We start from the raw sequence: 17,627 nt of genomic DNA, 5'->3' as shown, positions 1-17,627 counted from the left end.
CTGGTGCGAACCGCGAGCTTTCACTCTAGCCGACGCGACTACGAATCGTGCTTCGGCGCCTCTCCGCGCGGGGTCCAGGCGGTGGCGTCGGCGGACTCGTCGGTGCCCTCGACGATGTCGGAATCGTCCGGGTCGGTGTCGACGACGTCGACCGGTCCCCCGGCCTCGGTGGCCTGCCCGTCGGCCAACTCCGGCTCGTCCTCGTCGACCCCGGCCGCATCCGTGTCGCCCTCGTCGACCGCCTCATCCTCGATCACCTCGGTGACACCCTCGGCATCCTCGGCCGCGGTCTCCGGTTCGTCGGAGGCCACGGTAGAAGCAACGTCGGTGTCGGCGAGCAACTCCGACTCCGCAACCTCACCCTCCTGCTCGGCACCCGGGGTCCAGGCGGTGGCGTCGGCGGACTCGTCGGTGCCCTCGACGATGTCGGAATCGTCCGGGTCGGTGTCGACGACGTCGACCGGTCCCCCGGCCTCGGTGGCCTGCCCGTCGGCCAACTCCGGCTCGTCCTCGTCGACCCCGGCCGCATCCGTGTCGCCCTCGTCGACCGCCTCATCCTCGATCACCTCGGTGACACCCTCGGCATCCTCGGCCGCGGTCTCCGGTTCGTCGGAGGCCACGGTAGAAGCGTCGTCGGTGTCGGCGAGCAACTCCGACTCCGCAACCTCACCCTCCTGCTCGGCACCCGGGGTCCAGGCAGTGGCGTCGGCGGACTCGCCGGTGCCCTCGACGATGTCGGAATCATCCGGCTCGGCGTCGGTGACCTCAGGTCCCTTGGCCTCGGAGTGGGCTTGCTCTGATTCGCTCACCGGTTCCTCCTCGTCGTCCGACTGGTCGGTGTCGATGTCGACCCCGTCGTCTGTGATCTCATCGTCGCTGTTCTCATCGTCGCTGTTCTCATCGGCGCTCGCGGTGCGAACCGGTTCGTCCCGGTCGAGATCACTGTCGGGTTGGTAGCCGGTCATCCCGAGCGCCTCGAGTTCCTCGGCCCGCTCACGGTGATAGACCTCGAGGCCGGTTTCGCGACCCTTGGGCGCCACGATGAAATAGACAGCGCCGCACACGAACAGCAACGCCGCGGTGAACACGTTGATCCGCACGCCGGCAATGTGGGTGAATGCAGGGTCCGAGCGCATCAGTTCGATCGCGAAGCGACCCGCGCAATAGCCGGATACGTAGAGCGCGAAGAGCCGACCGTGCCCGATGCGGAAGCGTCGGTCGACGAGCACCAGCACGATGACGACGGCGATGTTCCACAACATCTCGTAGAGGAACGTGGGATGAACGACCGCCACCACGTTGCCGGTGGAGTGTCCGGTGATCTGGGAGGGGCCCACGATGCCCTGCGCGTCGACGCGATCGTAGATCTCCAGACCCCACGGGAGATTGGTGGGACGGCCGTAGAGCTCCTGGTTGAAGTAGTTGCCGAGCCGGCCGATCGCCTGGGCCAGCAGGATGGGTGGGGCGATCGCGTCGGCGAACGGCGGGAGTTTGATGCCGCGTTGCCGGGCTCCGATCCAGGCACCCACGCCTCCGAGGATCACCGCTCCCCAGATACCGAGACCCCCGTCCCAGACGTAGAGCGCCTCGATCGGGGTCTTGCCGCCGTCGCCGAAGTAGATCTGCCAGTCGGTGAGAACGTGATAGAGCCGTCCGCCGACGAGGCCGAACGGAACCGCCCAGATGGCAACGTCGAGCACTTCGCCGGGCTGTCCGCCGCGCGCCACCCACCGGCGGTTTCCCCACCAGACGGCGACGATGATGCCGACGATGATGCACAGTGCGTAGGCGCGGATCGGGACCGGACCGAGATACCAGACACCCTGGGGTGGACTCGGGATGTAGGCGAGCATCGTCGTCGTCGGCGCTGTCACGGTGCCACCCTAACCGACTCCGCTGTGGCCGGGATCAGAGGTCGGGTCGCGGCGCACGAACGCCTTCGGCGAGCTCGGTGACCAGTCCGGCGAGGTGGTCCTGCCCCGCATGCGCCGCGGTGACCAGCGCCGATCCGACGATGACGCCGTCGGCGTAGGAGGCGATCTGCGCAGCTTGTTCGCGGTTGCGCACGCCGAGGCCGACGCCGATCGGGATGTCGGAGTAGGCGCGCACCCGGGCACACAAATCGGGTGCGGCATCCGACACCGCATCCCGCGCGCCGGTGACACCCATGGTCGACGCCGCATAGACGAAGCCGCGTGATGCGTCGACGGTCAGTGCGATGCGTTCGGTTGTCGACGACGGCGCGACGAGGTAGATGCGGTCGAGGTGATGGGCATCGGACGCCTCATGCCACGCCCCGCCCTCCTCGGGGATCAGATTCGGGGTGATCAGACCCGATCCGCCGGCGGAGGCCAGGTCGGCGGCGAAGCGTTCCACGCCGTACTGCAGCACCGGGTTCCAGTAGCTCATCACCACGGCCTTGCCGCCCGCGGATGCGATGGCCTCCACCGCGGTGAACACGTCGCGTACCCGCACGCCGTTGGTGAGGGCGATGTCGGCGGCCTCCTGGATGGTGGGACCATCCATCACCGGGTCGGAGTAGGGCACCCCCACCTCGATGATGTCGCAGCCCGCGGCCACCATCGTGCGGAACGACTCCACCGACTTCTGCACGGTCGGATAGCCGACCGGGAGGTAGCCGATGAGTGCGGCGCGGCCGTCGGCGCGGCATTGTTCGAACAGGGGGCCGAGCTGCGACTGTCCGGCGTGTGCGCGGGTCGGGGTGGTCATCGGATCTCCTCCCCTGCCGTCACGCCGACCTCGGTGTCCGACGGCGGGGGGTCGAATAGGTGGAACCACCGGGCGGCGGTATCGACATCCTTGTCGCCGCGACCCGACAGGCTGACGACGACGATCGCGCCGTCGCCGAGTTCCTGGCCGAGGGAGAGCGCGCCGGCCAACGCGTGCGCGGACTCGATGGCGGGGATGATGCCCTCACGCCGGCTGAGCAAAGCCAGGGCGTCCATGGCCTCGGTGTCGGTCACCGGTCGGTACTCGGCCCGGCCGGTGTCTTTGAGGTGAGCGTGCTCGGGTCCGACCCCCGGGTAGTCCAGACCAGCAGAGATCGAATGGGATTCGATCGTCTGCCCGTCCTCGTCCTGAAGGAGGTAAGAGTAGGCGCCCTGAAAGGCGCCCGGGGTGCCGCCGGTGAAGGTGGCCGCGTGCCGCCCCGTCTCCACACCGTCGCCCGCGGCCTCGAAGCCCACCAGCTTCACCCCGGCGTCGTCGATGAACGGGTGGAAGATGCCGATGGCGTTGGACCCACCACCCACGCATGCGGTGACCGCGTCGGGCAGTCGGCCGGCCTGATCGAGGATCTGCGCCCGCGCCTCGAGGCCCACCACCCGCTGGAGATCCCGGACCATCGTCGGGAAGGGATGCGGTCCGGCGGCGGTGCCGAAGCAGTAATACGTGTTGTGCGCGTTGGTGACCCAGTCGCGCATCGCCTCATTGATGGCGTCCTTGAGGGTTGCCGACCCGGTGTCGACGGCGATGACCTCGGCCCCGAGAAGTCGCATCCGCGCGACGTTGAGTGCCTGACGGTCGGTGTCGACGCGCCCCATGTAGATGATGCACTCCATGCCGAACAGCGCACAGCCGGTTGCGGTGGCGACACCGTGCTGACCGGCCCCGGTCTCGGCGATGATGCGGTGTTTACCCATCCGACGGGCGAGCAGCAGTTGTCCGAGAACATTGTTGATCTTGTGTGAACCAGTGTGGTTGAGGTCCTCGCGCTTGAGGAAAATCCTTGCGCCCCCGGCATATTCACGAAGCCGGGTGGCCTCGTAGAGCGGGGACGGGCGTCCGACGTAGTCGCGTTGCAAGCGGTCGAGTTCGGCGAGGTAGTCCTCGTCGGTGCGCATCTTCTCGTAACCGGTGGTGACCTCGTCGATCACGGCCATCAACGCCTCGGGCACGTGCCGACCGCCGTAGACGCCGAAGTGGCCGCCCGCGTCGGGCTCGTTGGAGGTGCGGGTGGTGAGTCCGACGCTTGCGGTGGGCAGCGCGTCGGCGGCCGGTGCGGCGGTGTGGTGTTCGGTGGTCACTAGACTTCTCACTGACATCGTCGTCCGCACAGGAGTGCTCGGCGCGTGCCGAACGGGCCTGTCAGCGAACGGGTTTCGGACAGGACGGGTGGGTGCCCGCGGTCACCAGCTCGGAGACCGCGGCGCGGGGATCGCCGCTGGTGACCAGCCCCTCACCGACGAGGACGGCGTCGGCGCCGGCGCCGGCGAAGGCGAGCAGGTCGGCGGTGCCGCGCACACCCGATTCGGCGATTCGGATCACCTCGGTGGGCAATCCCGGCGCGATCCGCGCGAAGGTGTCACGATCCACCTCGAGGGTCTTCAGATTGCGGTTGTTGACGCCGATCACCGAGGCTCCCGCCTCCAGCGCGCGGTTCGCCTCATCCTCGGTGTGCACCTCGACGAGCGCGGTCATGCCCAGGCTCTCGGTACGGTCGAGCAACGACGCCAGCACGTTCTGTTCCAGGGCGGCGACGATGAGCAGGATGACGTCGGCACCGTGGGCGCGTGCCTCGTGGATCTGATACGGCCCGACGATGAAGTCCTTGCGCAACACCGGGATGGTGACGGCGGCGCGGACGGTGTCGAGATCGTCGAGTGAACCGTGGAAACGACGTTGCTCGGTCAGCACGCTGATGATGCGCGCGCCACCGGATTCGTAAGCGCGGGCGAGGTCGGCGGGGTCGGGGATGTCGGCGAGCTCACCCTTGGACGGGCTGGCGCGTTTGACCTCGGCGATGACTCCGATCCCGGGTAGCCGGAGAGCCGCCATGGCATCCTTGGGCGCGGGCGCCGCCAGGGACGCCGCCTTGATCTCCGCGTAATCGACAACGGCTTCGCGCGCGGCGACGTCGGCTTTCACTCCCTCGATGATCGAATCGAGGACGGTGGGCGTGCTCACGGCAGCTGATTCCCTTTCGTCGTCGTGGTCTCAGGGTAGACGGCCGTCTCCGGCCGATGCGGATCGGGTTGTGCTTGGCGCAGGCTCATCGGTTCACCGTTGGTCGGTGGGATCGATCCCGGTGTCCAGCGCGTCCCACATCATGCGTTCGTTCGGCGCATCATCGGAGGGAGCGTCGGGGTCGGTGGTTGCATCGTCGGAGGCAGCGCGACGGTCGTCGTCGAGCTTCTTCCGTTCGTGCTCGGCGAAAACCTGCCGTTCGAGTTCTTCACGTCGCGCCGCGGGTGTCTTGTACTTCGACGACATCCCGGCACCGGAGGCCACCCGGACGAGCAGCACGCCCGCGGCCACCGCGCACACCGAGCCCGCGAGGACCACTGCGGCGGCCCAGTTCACCGTGGTGACGAGCTGCACAACGTAGCGGTCGGCAAGCCCTGCGGCGCGGGCCGCGTAGAGGTCGTTGGTGCCGCCCATCACCAGCGACAGCGCAGGCACGGCGGCCAGCACCCCGGCGGCGGCGATGAGCACCGCCACCAGCCGCAGGCCCCACCCGCGCAACGACATCGCGGCGAGGATGGCCGCGAGCATCACCAGCGCGAGCGGAGTGAGCCACGGGCTCCAGTCGGCACCCTTGACGTCGAAGGTGCGTGCGGGCGAGAGGCCGTCGGCGGCGAGCACCCGCGCCCAGGTGAGACGCGACGCGGTCCAGAAGAACAGCGCTGCCGCCGCCATCAGTACCGCGGCGAGTGTCTTCACGCGACGCGTGGTCCACCGCTCGACCGGATTCTGGGCACGCTCGACCGGATTCTGGGCACGCTCGACCGGATTCTGGGCACGCTCGACCGGATTCTGGGCACGCTCGACCGGATTCTGGGCACGCTCAGCGGGGTCGGGAGTGGTCATCGCGTCGCCTCCGGCCCGGCCGTGGCGGTGTGGTCGCCGACAAGGCGCATCGTGGCCGCAGCGGCCACCGCGTTGAGGACGGCGGTGGCCTTGTTGCGTGCCTCGTTGTACTCGTAATCGGGTTCGCTGTCGGCCACCACACCGCCGCCGGCCTGCACGTATGCGGTGCCGTCGGACATCAGCGCGGTGCGGATGGCGATCGCGGTGTCGGCGTCACCGGCGAAGTCGAGATAGCCGACGATGCCGCCGTAGAGTCCGCGACGCGTCATCTCGTGTTGTTCGATCAGCTCCATCGCGCGCACCTTGGGGGCCCCGGTGAGCGTCCCCGCCGGAAAGCATGCGGTGATCGCGTCGAGCGCGTGTTTGTCCGACCGCAGCGTGCCCGACACCGTGGACACCAGATGCATCACGTGGCTGTACCGCTCGACATGGCGATAGTCGCTCACCTTGACCGTGCCGGGAGCACACACGCGGCCCAGGTCGTTACGTCCGAGGTCGACGAGCATCAGGTGCTCGGCGTTTTCCTTCTCGTCCTCCACGAGGCCCTTGGCGAGGAGTTGATCCTCCTCCTCGGTGGCGCCACGCCAGCGGGTGCCGGCAATGGGATGGGTGGTGGCCACCCGATCGTGCACGGTCACCAGCGCCTCGGGACTGGACCCGACGACGGTGAACGGCTCGCGCCCGCTGACACCGGGCATCCGCAGCAGATACATGTACGGGCTGGGATTGGAGGCCCGCAGCACCCGGTACACCTCGAGCGGGTCGGCGTCGGTGGCCATCTCGAAGCGCATCGACGGCACCACCTGGAATGCCTCACCCGCTTCGATCTCGCCGACCAGAGCGGAGACGATCTCGCCGTACTCCTCGCGCGTGCGCTGGACGGCGAATTCCGGCGCCGGCCGGTCGAAGCGCGACACCGTCGACGGTGCCGGCGCGGCAAGCGCGTCGGTCATCCGGTCGAGGCGGTCGACGGCGTCGGCGTAGGCCTGTTCGGCGCGGGCATCTGACCCGTCCCAGTTGACGGCGTTCGCGATGAGCGTGATGGTGCCCTCGTGGTGATCGACGGCGGCGAGGTCGGTGGCCAGCAACATCATCAGATCGGGCAGACGCAGATCGTCGACGGTGGTCTCGGGGAGGCGTTCGAGCCTGCGCACCATGTCGTAGGCCATGAACCCGACGAACCCGCCGGTCAGCGGCGGCATGCCGGGCAGTGGATCGGTGGCCAGCAGGCGCAGCGACTCGGCCAGCACGGTGAGCGGATCCCCGTCGACGGGTGCTCCGGCGGGGACGGTGCCCCACCAGGCGGCCTTGCCGTCGACCACGGTGAGTGCCGACGGCGCCCCGGCACCGATGAACGACCAGCGTGACCAGGACCGACCGTTCTCCGCGGACTCCAGCAGGAAGGTGCCGGCCCGGTCGCCGGCAAGCTTGCGGTACGCCGACAACGGTGTCTCGGAGTCGGCGAGCACCTTGCGGGTGACGGGTACCACGCGGTGATCGGCGGCGAGGTCGAGGAACTCCGCGAGGGTGGTGGTGTCCGACCGGGACGGCGACGTCGCGCCCGGGTGGAGCTCGGTGTCGGGCAGAGCGGTGGGATCAGTACTCATCCGAGGGGCTCGCCGCCGACACCCCACTGCGACCGCGGGACCTCGGTGATCGTCACCCAGACCGAATCGGGGTTCTTTCCGGTGGCCTTGGCGTACGCCTCGGTCACCGCAGCGATCGTCTCGCGTTTCACCCGATCGCTCAGGCCCGGGGTCTGCGAGATCTGGATCAGGGGCATCGGTGAGTCACCGCCTTCGTGGATTGGCCCGTGCAACGGGCCGTCGATCGGTCCGTCACCCGATTGTCCCAGGGCTGGAATTCACGTCGTCGCCGGGCAGGTCGAACCTCAGCGACTCGGTGTCGAAACAACTGTGGTTTCCGGTGTGACACGCCGCGCCCACCTGGTCGACCACCAGCAGGACGGTGTCGCCGTCGCAGTCGAGGCGCGCGTCGTGCACGTACTGTGTGTGTCCGCTGGTCTCCCCTTTCACCCAGTACTCCTGTCGTGATCGCGAGTAGTAGGTGGCGCGTCGCGTGCGCAGGGTGCGGTCGAGCGCGGTGTCGTCCATCCACGCCACCATCAGCACGTCGCCGGTGGAACGCTCCTGGGCGACCACGGCGAACAAGCCGTCGGCGTTCCGTTTGAGCTTCGCGGCGAGTTCGGCGTCGAGTGCCATCGGCTCAGACCTTTCCCTCGGTGTCGCGTGCGGTCCGCACGACGATCCCGTCCGCCGCCATCGCGTCCTTGACCTCGGGGATGGTGAGTTCACCGAAATGGAACACCGATGCGGCCAGCACCGCGTCGGCGCCGGCGTGCACGGCGGGCGCGAAGTCGGCGGCCTTGCCCGCGCCGCCGCTGGCGATCACCGGAACCTCGACCACCTCCCGGACCGCGGCCAGCATGCGCAGGTCGAATCCCCGCTTGGTGCCGTCGGCGTCCATCGAGTTCAGCAGGATCTCGCCGACCCCCAGTTCTTGACCCCGCCGCGCCCACTCCACGGCGTCGATGCCGGTGCCCTTGCGACCACCGTGAGTCGTGACCTCCCACCCCGACGGGGTGGGTTCGCCGTCGGCGGGCACCGTGCGCGCATCCACCGACAACACGATGCACTGGGACCCGAATCGTCGGCTCATCTCGCCGAGCACCTCCGGGCGGGCGATGGCGGCGGTGTTCACGCTCACCTTGTCGGCACCGGCACGCAGCATCGCGTCCACGTCGTCGACGGTGCGGATGCCACCGCCGACGGTGAGCGGGATGAAGATCGCGTCCGCGGTGCGATGCACCACCTCGATCATGGTGGCGCGACCCGAACTCGACGCCGTCACGTCGAGAAAGGTGAGTTCGTCGGCCCCCTCGGCGTCGTAGCGCGCGGCCAACTCCACCGGGTCGCCCGCGTCGCGCAGATTCTGGAAGTTCACGCCCTTGACCACGCGGCCGTCGTCCACGTCGAGGCAGGGAATGACTCGGGTCGCAAGGGTCATCGTGAAGTCCTCCCTGCCGAGGCGTCCGCCACGTCACCGTCGAGGCAGGGAATGACTCGGGTCGCAAGGGTCATCGTGAAGTCCTCCCTGCCGAGGCGTCCGCCATGTGACCGTCCAGGCAGGGAATGACCCGGGTTGCCAGCGTCATCACGCACTCCCCTCTCCGGCCGACCAGTCACCGGCCACCTCGTCGATCAACGCCATCAGTTCCGCGTGAATGCCCGGCGCACCGGCGACCAACGACGGCGACGTGACGGTCCAGGGAGCCCCGCTCAGGTCGGTGGCCACCCCACCGGCGGCGCGCATCAGGGCCGCACCGGCGGCGTTGTCCCAGGGATGCCCACCGAACGCGATCGCGGCCCCGAACACGCCGGCGGCGGCGAACGCCATGTCGACGCCGGTGCTCCCGGTCATGCGCAGCCGGGCCGCCCGTGAGCTCAGCGCCTCGAGCAGCGCGGCACGCCGCGCACCGGGATAACGACCACCGTGCATCACGTTGAACGGGCCGAAGGCCACCGCGGACCGTTGCAGGGGTGCGGCGGGCGGCCGGTGCACCGGCGCGCCGTTGAGCAGCAGCGGCCCGTCGACGTGCGCGGCGTAGCGACGCCCGAGCAGCGGCATCCAGGTCAACCCGAGTACGGCCTCACCGTCGACCACGAGCGCGAGCAGGATGGCGGCCAGCGGCATCCCGGTGGAGTAGTTGTAGGTGCCGTCGACGGGATCGAGAATCCACACCGGTCCGTCGGTGACCGCCGGCCCCCCGTACTCCTCGCCGTGCACCGCGATGCCGGTTCGGGCGACCAGCTCGTCCCGGATCCGGCGTTCGAGGTCCAGATCGACCTGGGTGGCGAAGTCGGTGGCACCCTTGCTCACCGCGCTGGGTGCACCGAGACCCGCGACGAACGCCTCAGCGGCACCGTCGAGGATGTCGGCGGCGACGTCGAGCAACCGTGCCGGCTCGGGGTCGGGACGTGCGGTCACCGCCCACCGACCGCCGACAATGCCTCGGGAAGCGTGAATCGTCCTGCGTAGAGCGCCTTTCCGACGATCGCGCCTTCCACTCCCCGATCGACGAGACCGGCGATGGCGATCAGGTCGTCGAGCGCCGACACCCCACCGGAGGCGACGACCGGCGCGTCGGTGGCCTTGGCGACCTCGGCGAGAAGCTCGAGATTCGGGCCCGCGAGCGTCCCGTCCTTGGACACGTCGGTCACGACATAGCGGGCGCAGCCGTCGCGGTCGAGGCGGTCGAGCACCTCCCACAGGTCACCGCCATCGGTCACCCAGCCACGCCCGCGCAGACGATAGGACTCGCCGTCGCGGATCACGTCGAGACCCACCGCGATGCGCTCACCGTGCTCGGCGATCGCCCGCGCACACCAGTCGGGGTGTTCGAGGGCGGCGGTGCCCAGATTGACGCGGGTGCACCCGGTGGCCAGCGCCGCAGCGAGCGACTCGTCGTCGCGGATGCCGCCGGAGAGTTCCACCTTCACGTCGAGTTCGCCGACAACCCCGGCGAGGAGTTCCCGATTGTTGCCGCGACCGAAGGCGGCGTCGAGATCGACGAGGTGAATCCATTCGGCGCCGTCGCGCTGCCAGGCGAGGGCGGCATCGCGAGGCGATCCGTAGGACGTTTCGGTGCCTGCGGCGCCCTGCACAAGACGCACCGCCTGTCCGTCGGCGACGTCGACGGCAGGGAGCAGTTCGAGGGTGTGACCCATGGGGTGAATGACTTCCTGTCTATCGAGTGATGGCTGTGTATCGAGTAGCCGCCGTGTATGAGGGGTGTGCGGCATATCAGGTGTGCGGGCAGCTGATCCGCGCCGGCTCGGGGTCATCGCGGTCCGGACTGGTCGCGTCCGCTGCGGATCTGCGCCTCGGCGGCGGCCAGCAGGCGACGCGCGGTCAGGCCGATCGCCGCGATCATCGCGAGCACTGTGACAAGCGCCGCCACCAAGCCGGCCACCGGGGTCCAGTGTGCCAGCGCCAGAATGATCGGCACGCCCACCACCAGCGCCAACACACCCGCGCCGAGCGTGAAGAACACGAACCGCCCGTAGGAGAAGCGATAGCCCGGATCGGGCGACGACGGTGGCACCGGTTCGCTCATGACAGGCTCCCCACCCAGTTGCGCAGCAGATGCGCACCGGCGTCACCGGATTTCTCCGGATGGAACTGGGTGGCCGACAGCGGACCGTTCTCCACCGCCGCCAGGAACGGTCCGCCGTGTTCGGCCCATGTCAGCCGCGGCGCTGCCAGCGGTGAACCCTCGTGGTCCATCTCCCACGATTGCGCGGCATAGGAGTGCACGAAGTAGAAGCGGGTGTCCGCGTCGAGTCCGTCGAAAAGCACCGAATCCGCTGGTGCGGCGACCGTATTCCAGCCCATGTGCGGCAGGACGCGTGCGGGCAGACGGCTGACGGTGCCCGGCCATTCCCCGCATCCGGCCGCTTCGACACCGAATTCGACGCCGCGGTCGAAGAGGATCTGCATGCCGACGCAGATACCGAGCACCGGGCGGCCGCCGGCGAGCCGCCGCCCGATGATGCGGTCGCCCTTCACGGCCAGCAGGCCGTCCATGCACGCGGCGAACGCCCCCACCCCGGGGACCACGAGGCCATCGGCATCCAGCGCGGTGGCGAAATCGCCGGTCACGGTGACGGTTGCGCCGGTGCGTTCCAGTGCCCGCTGCGCCGAACGCAGATTGCCCGACCCGTAGTCGAGGACCACGACGTTCGCTGCGCTCACCGTGACACCCCCACGTTCGCTGCGCTCACCGTGACATCCCCACGTTCGCTGCGCTCACAGGGCACCCTTGGTGGACGGCACACCGCTGACCCGCGGATCCGGCTCGGTGGCCTGCCGCAGGGCACGCGCCACCGCCTTGTACTCGGCTTCGGTGATGTGGTGCTGATCGCGCCCGTAGAGCACCCGCACATGCAGCGCGATGCGTGCGTTGAGCGCGATCGACTCGAACACATGCCGGTTGATCACCGTCGAATACGGCACCCCCGGATATCCCCCGATCACCGCGGTGAGCAGGTGTTCGGGTTCGCCGGTGTGCACGCAGTACGGCCGTCCGGAGACGTCGACAACGGCGTGGGCGAGGGTTTCGTCCATCGGGATGTAGCAGTCGCCGAAGCGGCGAATGCCCTTCTTGTCGCCGAGCGCCTCACCGAACGCCTGACCCAGCACGATCGCCGTGTCCTCGATCGTGTGGTGACCCTCCACGTCCACGTCGCCGGTGGCCGACACGGACAGGTCGAAGCTGCCGTGCGCACCGAAGGCGGTGAGCATGTGGTCGAAGAACGCGATGCCGGTGGAGATGTCGGTGACGCCGGTGCCGTCGAGGTTCAACTCGACGGTGATCGACGACTCCTTCGTCGTGCGTTCGACTCGCGCGATGCGCGGCGCGGTGGTCGGCTCCGGTGTGGTGGCCACTTAGCGTCTCTCCAGGTTGGTGGTTGCGAGGGATCGGCTGACATCGAGGAAGGCGTCGTTCTCGGCCCGCAGCCCGATGGTGACACGCAGGTACGACGGAATCCCGACGTCACGGATCAACACGCCGTGGTCGAGGTAATCCCGCCACGACGCGGGCGCGTCGGCGAAACGTCCGAACAACACGAAGTTGGCATCCGAGTCGACGACGTCGAAACCGGCTGCGGCCAGTTCGGCGGTCACTCGCTTGCGCTCGGCGATGATCGCGGACACGCCCGCGAGCGTCTCGGTGGAGTGCCGTAGCGCAGCCCGGGCGGCAGCCTGCGTGAGCACCGACAGGTGATAGGGCAGCCGCACGAGTTGCAGCGCCTCGACGATCGCCGGTGCGGCGGCCAGATAACCGAGCCGGCCACCGGCGAAGGCGAATGCCTTGCTCATCGTGCGGCTCACCACCACCTTCGTCGGGAACTCGTCGATGAGTTCCACGGCGCTGGGCTGTTCGGAGAACTCGCCGTACGCCTCGTCGACGATGACGATGCCAGGGGCGGCCGCGATCACGGCGCGCAATCCGTCATTCGGGATCGACTGTCCCGTCGGATTGTTGGGCGAGGTCAGGAACACCACATCGGGCGCCCGGTTGGTCACCTCGGCGACGGCATAGGCGATGTCGAGCGAGAAATCGGAGGCGCGTGGCGCCTGCAGCCAGGTGGTGTCGGTGCCGTCGGAGATGATCGGGTGCATCGAATACGACGGGACGAACCCGATGGCGCTGCGTCCGGGCCCACCGAAGGCCTGCAGCAGTTGCTGCAGGATCTCGTTGGAACCGTTTGCGGCCCACACATTGTCGACCGACAGCGGCACCCCGGTGGCGCGAGTGAGGTAATCGGCGAGGTCGGTGCGCAACGCCACCGCGTCCCGGTCGGGGTAGCGGTGCAGCGCGGCGGCGGCCGACTGTGCCGACGCGGCGACGTCGGCGACGAGTTCCGGCGACGGCGGGTGCGGGTTCTCGTTGGTGTTGAGAATCACCGGAACGCGCAATTGCGGTGCGCCATAAGCACTCTTGCCGCGCAGGTTGTCACGCAGCGGCAGATCGGCGACCGTGATTCCCGACCCCGGCACCCCGACCACGGTCACCGCGCGACCCCGGCGCCGAAGCGCCGCGTGATCGCATCACCGTGGGCGGGGAGGTCCTCGGCCTGCGCGAGGGTCACCACCTGATCGGCGACGTCACGCAACGCGTCCTCGCTGTAGTCCACGACGTGGACTCCCTTGAGGAAGGTCTGCACCGAGAGCCCCGAGGCGAAACGAGCCGAACCCGACGTCGGCAACACGTGATTGGAGCCTGCGCAGTAGTCGCCGAGGCTGACCGGGGCGTAGTCGCCGACGAAGATCGCGCCCGCGTTGTGGACCCGCGCGGCGACCTGCGCGGCATCACGCGTCTGGATCTCGAGGTGTTCGGCGGCGTAGGCGTCCACCACGTCGAGGCCGGCATCGATGTCGTCGACCAGCACCACACCGGACTGTCGACCACTCAGCGCGGCGCTCACGCGCTCGCGGTGTTTGGTCTGCGCCACCTGCGATTCGAGTTCGGCGTCGACGGCGTCGGCGAGTTCAACACTGTCGGTGACCAGCACCGACGCCGCGAGGACGTCGTGTTCGGCCTGGCTGATCATGTCGGCGGCGACGAACACCGGACTGGCCGAATCGTCGGCGAGGATCGCGATCTCGGTGGGCCCGGCCTCCGAGTCGATGCCGACCAGGCCGCGGCACAGCCGTTTGGCCGCGGTGACATAGATGTTGCCCGGGCCGGTGATCAGATCGACCGGGTCGAGTACCGCGCTGCCACCGGCCGCGGTGTCGGTGCCACCGTAGGTGAGTAGCGCGACACCTTGCGCGCCGCCGACCGCCCACACCTCGTCGACCCCGAGGAGCGCGCAGGCGGCCAGGATGGTCGGGTGCGGCCAGCCGTCGAAGTCCTTCTGCGGCGGCGAGGCCACCACCAGCGAACCCACGCCCGCCTCCTGGGCGGGCACCACGTTCATCACCACCGACGACGGGTAGACGGCGTTGCCGCCGGGAACATAGAGACCGACGCGACGCACCGGAATCCACTTCTCGCTGACCGCGCCGCCGTCGACCACCTGCGTGCGGGTGGTGACGCGCCGCTGGTCGGCGTGCACGAGACGCGCCCGGGCGATCGACTCACGCAGCGCGTCGGCCACCGAGGGGTCCAGCCGCGCGAGGGCGTCGGCGATCACCGCGGCGGGCACCCGCACCGACGCCGGTCGCACACCGTCGAACTTCTCGCCGTACTCCAGCGCCGCGTCGACACCGCGTTCGGCGATCGCGTGAACCACCGGCGCCACCGTGTCGAGTACGGCGTTGACGTCGGTGCCCCCACGCGGCAGGGCGCGACGCAGTTGCGCAAGCGTCGGATTGCTACCGCGCAGGTCGGTTCGGGCGAGCATGAATGTCTCCTGGTCATCGGATCCCGTCGGCCGGCAGCGCCGGTCCGACTCGGTGTTTCCAGGATATGGGGTGATGCCAGCGGTTTTGAAATGCGGTCGGACCCACCCCGGCCGCCGCCGTGGCGCGGGCTCGCCGACGCATCGCTGCCGGTAGCGTGAACGCGGTGACCGACGATCCGATCACCGACCTCGAAAACGGGTTCGCCGACCTGATCCGACAGGGACGAATCCGGACCCGGCGGCAGGCATTCGCCATCGATCCGCGCCTCGACCCGGCGAACTACCCCCTCATCGTCATGCTGGGCCGGCACGATTCGGTTCCGATGTCGCAGCTCGTGGCCGCACTGGGCCTGGACAAGTCGACGGTGACCCGACAGATCGACGCGGTCGTCCGGCTCGGGCTGGCACAACGTCGACCCGACCCCGCCGACGCCCGCGCCCGCGTGATCTCGCTGACCGACGCCGGCCGCACCCGGGTGGCCGAGGTGTCTGCCGCGGCCAACGCCGACTGGCGCCAACGCCTGGCGACCTGGGAACCCGACGACATCCGCACCCTCACCACACTGCTGAAACGGCTGGTCGACGAGCCGCAGAGCACTGGCCCCAACGGTCGGAACTGACCGGCGAGAACGGCCCCCACCCGAGCGGACAGCCTCTCGGGGAATGATCCCGAGTAGTTGCGTGTTACAACTATCTGTCCATATAGTTGCGTATCTCAACTATTTTCTGATCACTTCTCATCGGGACCCTGCCGCGGTCCCGCCGTGCCGTAGGAGGTCCCATGAGTTCGCCGATTCAGCGAAACGACTCAACCGTGGCCGACACGGATACGCCGATGACCCATCGACAGCGCATCGAAGCGCTCGTCGGACTACTTCTCGGCATGTTCGTCGCCTTCCTGTCCTCGACCATCGTCTCCAACGCGCTGCCGGTGATCATCACCGATCTGCACGGCAGCCAGGACCAGTACACCTGGGTGGTCACCGCCACTCTGCTGGCCTCGACGGCCACCACTCCCATCTGGGGCAAGCTGTCGGACCTGATCAGCAAGAAGCTGCTCGTGCAGGTGGCCTTGACACTGTTCACGCTGGGGTCCGTTCTCGCCGGCCTGTCCCAGTCGGTGGGCATGCTGATCGGCTTCCGCGCGGTGCAGGGCCTGGGTCTCGGCGGTCTGCAGGCCCTCGTCGTGATCGTGATCGCGTCCATGTTCAGTCCGCGAGAGCGGGGCCGCTACCAGGGCCCGATCGCCGCGGTCATCGCGCTGGCCACCGTCGCCGGGCCGCTGATCGGTGGCGTGATCGTCGACACCAGCTGGTTGGGCTGGCGCTGGACCTTCTATGTCTGCGTGCCGCTCGCGGTGATCGCCCTGCTGGTCATCCAGCGCACACTCAACCTGCCGGTCGTGCGCAAGCAGGTCCGCATCGACTATCTCGGCGCGTTCCTGATCGCCGCCGGGGTCAGCACTCTGCTCATCTGGGTCACCCTCGCCGGCAACAGCTTCGCGTGGGTCTCGGCGACATCGTTCGGACTCGTCGCGCTGGGCGTCGTGCTGCTGGCGGTCGCGCTCTGGGTGGAGTCACGGGCGCAGAGCCCGATCATCCCGCTGACCCTTTTCCGCGACCGCACCATCACATTGGCCACCATCGCCAGCGTGTCGGTCGGCGTGGCCCTGTTCGGCGGCGCGGTGTTCCTCGGCCAGTACTTCCAGATCGCGCGCGGCTACTCGCCCACCGCGGCCGGGCTGCTCACCCTCCCGATGATCATCGGGTCGATGCTCTCGGCAACCGTGTCGGGTCAGCTGATCACCCGATTCGGACGCTGGAAGGGCTACCTCGTTGCCGGTGCCGCCCTGATGACCGTCGGCTTCTTCCTGCTCTCCACGATCGGGGCACACACCGACATGGTGGTGATCGGGGCCTTCCTGTTCATTCTGGGTCTGGGCATGGGCATGACGATGCAGAACCTGGTGCTGGCGGTACAGAACAATGTGTCTCCAGCCGAACTCGGCGCCGCAACGTCGACCGTCACGTTCTTCCGGTCACTCGGCGGAGCAGCGGGAGTCTCGGTCCTGGGTGCCGTCTTGGCCAGTCATGTCACCGACCTGATCACCAAGGGTCTCGCCGCGATGGGCATCAACCCCGCGCAGTCAGGTGGGCAGGGCGCAAGCCTCGCGGGCCTCAACGACCTGCCGGCACCTGTTGCCGACGTCGTCCGGGGCGCCTACGGAGACGGCATCGCCCGGGTGTTCCTGATCGCCGGGATCATGGCGGCGATCGGCTTGGTCGCGATCACCTTCATCCGCGAGGTGGCGCTCAAGACGCAGAGTGTCGACGAGCAGCGTCGCGCCGAGATGACCGGCGAAACGGAAAGCGTGGCCGCCACGCACTGACCGTCGGCCGGTCAGTCGAGACAGAACTCGTTGCCCTCGGGGTCGGACATCACGATGTGACCCGCCTGCAGCGGCGGTTGCGGCTCGAAACGCTCGACGCGGTCTGCGCCGCGGGACACCAACTCGGCGCAGACCGCCTCGAGCGCGCCCATCCGCTCGTCCCCGACAAGGCCCGGAGCTGCGCGGACGTCCAGATGGAGGCGATTTTTCGCCTGTTTTCCTTCCGGAACCCGCTGAAAGAAGATACGCGGCCCGACGCCGGCCGGATCGACGAGTGCCGAGCGGTCGTTGCGGTGTTCCGGCGCGACGTTCATGGCGTCGAGCGCCGCGTCCCACGATGCGAAGCCGGGCGGCGGATCCTGCAGTCGGTAGTCGAGGACCTCGGCCCAGAATGCGGCCAGCGCCGCGGGGTCACCGCAGTCGAAGGTCACTTGGATCTCGCGCGTCATCTCGTCTCCTCACGTCGCCCTCGCGTG

At 68.7% G+C, this 17,627-nt stretch carries 19 protein-coding genes; 2 read left to right on the top strand and 17 right to left on the bottom strand.

What is annotated here, in order from left to right; genetic code table 11:
• Window positions 1-38: 38 nt before the first annotated feature.
• The 16 genes from lgt to hisD all read right to left on the bottom strand — a co-directional run bounded on the left by lgt (window position 39) and on the right by hisD (window position 14,762).
• Complete coding sequence (gene lgt / locus ACWDSI_RS12175; RefSeq protein ID WP_449756676.1) at window positions 39-1,874, bottom strand: prolipoprotein diacylglyceryl transferase; 1,836 nt, start codon at window positions 1,872-1,874, stop codon at window positions 39-41.
• 34 nt (window positions 1,875-1,908) lie between these two features.
• Entirely contained in the window at window positions 1,909-2,730 is an 822-nt protein-coding gene (trpA, locus tag ACWDSI_RS12170; protein ID WP_449756675.1) for a tryptophan synthase subunit alpha, read from the bottom strand.
• Window positions 2,727-4,046: a tryptophan synthase subunit beta gene (gene trpB, locus ACWDSI_RS12165; RefSeq protein WP_449756674.1), complete on the bottom strand. Its 1,320-nt coding sequence runs from the start codon at window positions 4,044-4,046 to the stop codon at window positions 2,727-2,729. Before trpB ends, trpA begins: the two co-directional genes overlap by 4 nt.
• 61 nt (window positions 4,047-4,107) lie before the next feature.
• A complete protein-coding gene (gene trpC, locus ACWDSI_RS12160) occupies window positions 4,108-4,926 on the bottom strand; it encodes an indole-3-glycerol phosphate synthase TrpC (RefSeq protein WP_449747065.1) in 819 nt (272 codons plus the stop codon).
• Window positions 4,927-5,019: 93 nt separating this feature from the next.
• Entirely contained in the window at window positions 5,020-5,829 is an 810-nt protein-coding gene (locus ACWDSI_RS12155; protein WP_449756673.1) for a TIGR02234 family membrane protein, read from the bottom strand.
• Window positions 5,826-7,436: an anthranilate synthase component I gene (locus tag ACWDSI_RS12150; RefSeq protein WP_449756672.1), complete on the bottom strand. Its 1,611-nt coding sequence runs from the start codon at window positions 7,434-7,436 to the stop codon at window positions 5,826-5,828. The genes ACWDSI_RS12155 and ACWDSI_RS12150 overlap by 4 nt, the downstream gene beginning before the upstream one ends.
• On the bottom strand, window positions 7,433-7,612 hold the full coding sequence (locus tag ACWDSI_RS12145) for a tautomerase family protein (protein ID WP_005179191.1): 180 nt from the start codon (window positions 7,610-7,612) through the stop codon (window positions 7,433-7,435). The genes ACWDSI_RS12150 and ACWDSI_RS12145 overlap by 4 nt, the downstream gene beginning before the upstream one ends.
• 55 nt (window positions 7,613-7,667) lie before the next feature.
• Window positions 7,668-8,051, bottom strand: a complete 384-nt coding sequence (hisI, locus tag ACWDSI_RS12140; protein WP_449747068.1) for a phosphoribosyl-AMP cyclohydrolase — start codon at window positions 8,049-8,051, stop codon at window positions 7,668-7,670.
• A gap of 4 nt (window positions 8,052-8,055) precedes the next feature.
• On the bottom strand, window positions 8,056-8,856 hold the full coding sequence (gene hisF / locus ACWDSI_RS12135) for an imidazole glycerol phosphate synthase subunit HisF (protein ID WP_449756671.1): 801 nt from the start codon (window positions 8,854-8,856) through the stop codon (window positions 8,056-8,058).
• A gap of 147 nt (window positions 8,857-9,003) precedes the next feature.
• Window positions 9,004-9,837: an inositol monophosphatase family protein gene (locus tag ACWDSI_RS12130; RefSeq protein WP_449747070.1), complete on the bottom strand. Its 834-nt coding sequence runs from the start codon at window positions 9,835-9,837 to the stop codon at window positions 9,004-9,006.
• Complete coding sequence (priA, locus tag ACWDSI_RS12125) at window positions 9,834-10,577, bottom strand: bifunctional 1-(5-phosphoribosyl)-5-((5-phosphoribosylamino)methylideneamino)imidazole-4-carboxamide isomerase/phosphoribosylanthranilate isomerase PriA (RefSeq protein ID WP_449756670.1); 744 nt, start codon at window positions 10,575-10,577, stop codon at window positions 9,834-9,836. Before priA ends, ACWDSI_RS12130 begins: the two co-directional genes overlap by 4 nt.
• A gap of 113 nt (window positions 10,578-10,690) precedes the next feature.
• Window positions 10,691-10,966: a hypothetical protein gene (locus ACWDSI_RS12120; protein ID WP_449747072.1), complete on the bottom strand. Its 276-nt coding sequence runs from the start codon at window positions 10,964-10,966 to the stop codon at window positions 10,691-10,693.
• Window positions 10,963-11,604, bottom strand: coding sequence for an imidazole glycerol phosphate synthase subunit HisH (gene hisH, locus ACWDSI_RS12115; protein ID WP_449756669.1), 642 nt, complete (start codon window positions 11,602-11,604; stop codon window positions 10,963-10,965). The genes ACWDSI_RS12120 and hisH overlap by 4 nt, the downstream gene beginning before the upstream one ends.
• A gap of 54 nt (window positions 11,605-11,658) precedes the next feature.
• Window positions 11,659-12,297, bottom strand: coding sequence for an imidazoleglycerol-phosphate dehydratase HisB (gene hisB / locus ACWDSI_RS12110; RefSeq protein WP_449747074.1), 639 nt, complete (start codon window positions 12,295-12,297; stop codon window positions 11,659-11,661).
• Window positions 12,298-13,428, bottom strand: coding sequence for a histidinol-phosphate transaminase (locus ACWDSI_RS12105; protein ID WP_449747075.1), 1,131 nt, complete (start codon window positions 13,426-13,428; stop codon window positions 12,298-12,300).
• On the bottom strand, window positions 13,425-14,762 hold the full coding sequence (gene hisD, locus ACWDSI_RS12100; RefSeq protein WP_449747076.1) for a histidinol dehydrogenase: 1,338 nt from the start codon (window positions 14,760-14,762) through the stop codon (window positions 13,425-13,427). The genes ACWDSI_RS12105 and hisD overlap by 4 nt, the downstream gene beginning before the upstream one ends.
• Window positions 14,763-14,926: 164 nt before the next feature.
• Here hisD and ACWDSI_RS12095 point away from each other — a divergent pair, with 164 nt between their 5' ends.
• Window positions 14,927-15,382 carry a MarR family winged helix-turn-helix transcriptional regulator gene (locus ACWDSI_RS12095; RefSeq protein ID WP_449747077.1) on the top strand — a complete coding sequence of 152 codons (456 nt, stop codon included), beginning with the start codon at window positions 14,927-14,929 and terminating at the stop codon, window positions 15,380-15,382.
• A 215-nt stretch (window positions 15,383-15,597) separates the two neighbouring features.
• Window positions 15,598-17,151, top strand: a complete 1,554-nt coding sequence (locus ACWDSI_RS12090; protein WP_449747238.1) for an MFS transporter — start codon at window positions 15,598-15,600, stop codon at window positions 17,149-17,151.
• 11 nt (window positions 17,152-17,162) lie between these two features.
• Here the strand turns inward: ACWDSI_RS12090 and ACWDSI_RS12085 are convergent, their stop codons facing one another.
• A complete protein-coding gene (locus tag ACWDSI_RS12085) occupies window positions 17,163-17,600 on the bottom strand; it encodes a VOC family protein (protein WP_449747078.1) in 438 nt (145 codons plus the stop codon).
• Window positions 17,601-17,627 lie beyond the last annotated feature (27 nt).

Source organism: Gordonia sp. NPDC003429, from assembly GCF_053588575.1.
The sequence above is the reverse complement of the archived record's forward strand: the minus strand, read 5'-3'. Positions and strand labels throughout refer to the sequence as shown.

What these genes read in the sequence shown, in the direction of transcription:
- trpA (WP_449756675.1), bottom strand. Translation starts at nt 2,730, where the DNA reads ATGACCACCCCGACCCGCGCACACGCCGGACAGTCGCAGCTCGGCCCC.
- ACWDSI_RS12155 (WP_449756673.1), bottom strand. Translation starts at nt 5,829, where the DNA reads ATGACCACTCCCGACCCCGCTGAGCGTGCCCAGAATCCGGTCGAGCGT.
- ACWDSI_RS12150 (WP_449756672.1), bottom strand. Translation starts at nt 7,436, where the DNA reads ATGAGTACTGATCCCACCGCTCTGCCCGACACCGAGCTCCACCCGGGC.
- ACWDSI_RS12145 (WP_005179191.1), bottom strand. Translation starts at nt 7,612, where the DNA reads ATGCCCCTGATCCAGATCTCGCAGACCCCGGGCCTGAGCGATCGGGTG.
- hisI (WP_449747068.1), bottom strand. Translation starts at nt 8,051, where the DNA reads ATGGCACTCGACGCCGAACTCGCCGCGAAGCTCAAACGGAACGCCGAC.
- hisF (WP_449756671.1), bottom strand. Translation starts at nt 8,856, where the DNA reads ATGACCCTTGCGACCCGAGTCATTCCCTGCCTCGACGTGGACGACGGC.
- priA (WP_449756670.1), bottom strand. Translation starts at nt 10,577, where the DNA reads ATGGGTCACACCCTCGAACTGCTCCCTGCCGTCGACGTCGCCGACGGA.
- ACWDSI_RS12120 (WP_449747072.1), bottom strand. Translation starts at nt 10,966, where the DNA reads ATGAGCGAACCGGTGCCACCGTCGTCGCCCGATCCGGGCTATCGCTTC.
- hisD (WP_449747076.1), bottom strand. Translation starts at nt 14,762, where the DNA reads ATGCTCGCCCGAACCGACCTGCGCGGTAGCAATCCGACGCTTGCGCAA.
- ACWDSI_RS12090 (WP_449747238.1), top strand. Translation starts at nt 15,598, where the DNA reads ATGACCCATCGACAGCGCATCGAAGCGCTCGTCGGACTACTTCTCGGC.
- ACWDSI_RS12085 (WP_449747078.1), bottom strand. Translation starts at nt 17,600, where the DNA reads ATGACGCGCGAGATCCAAGTGACCTTCGACTGCGGTGACCCCGCGGCG.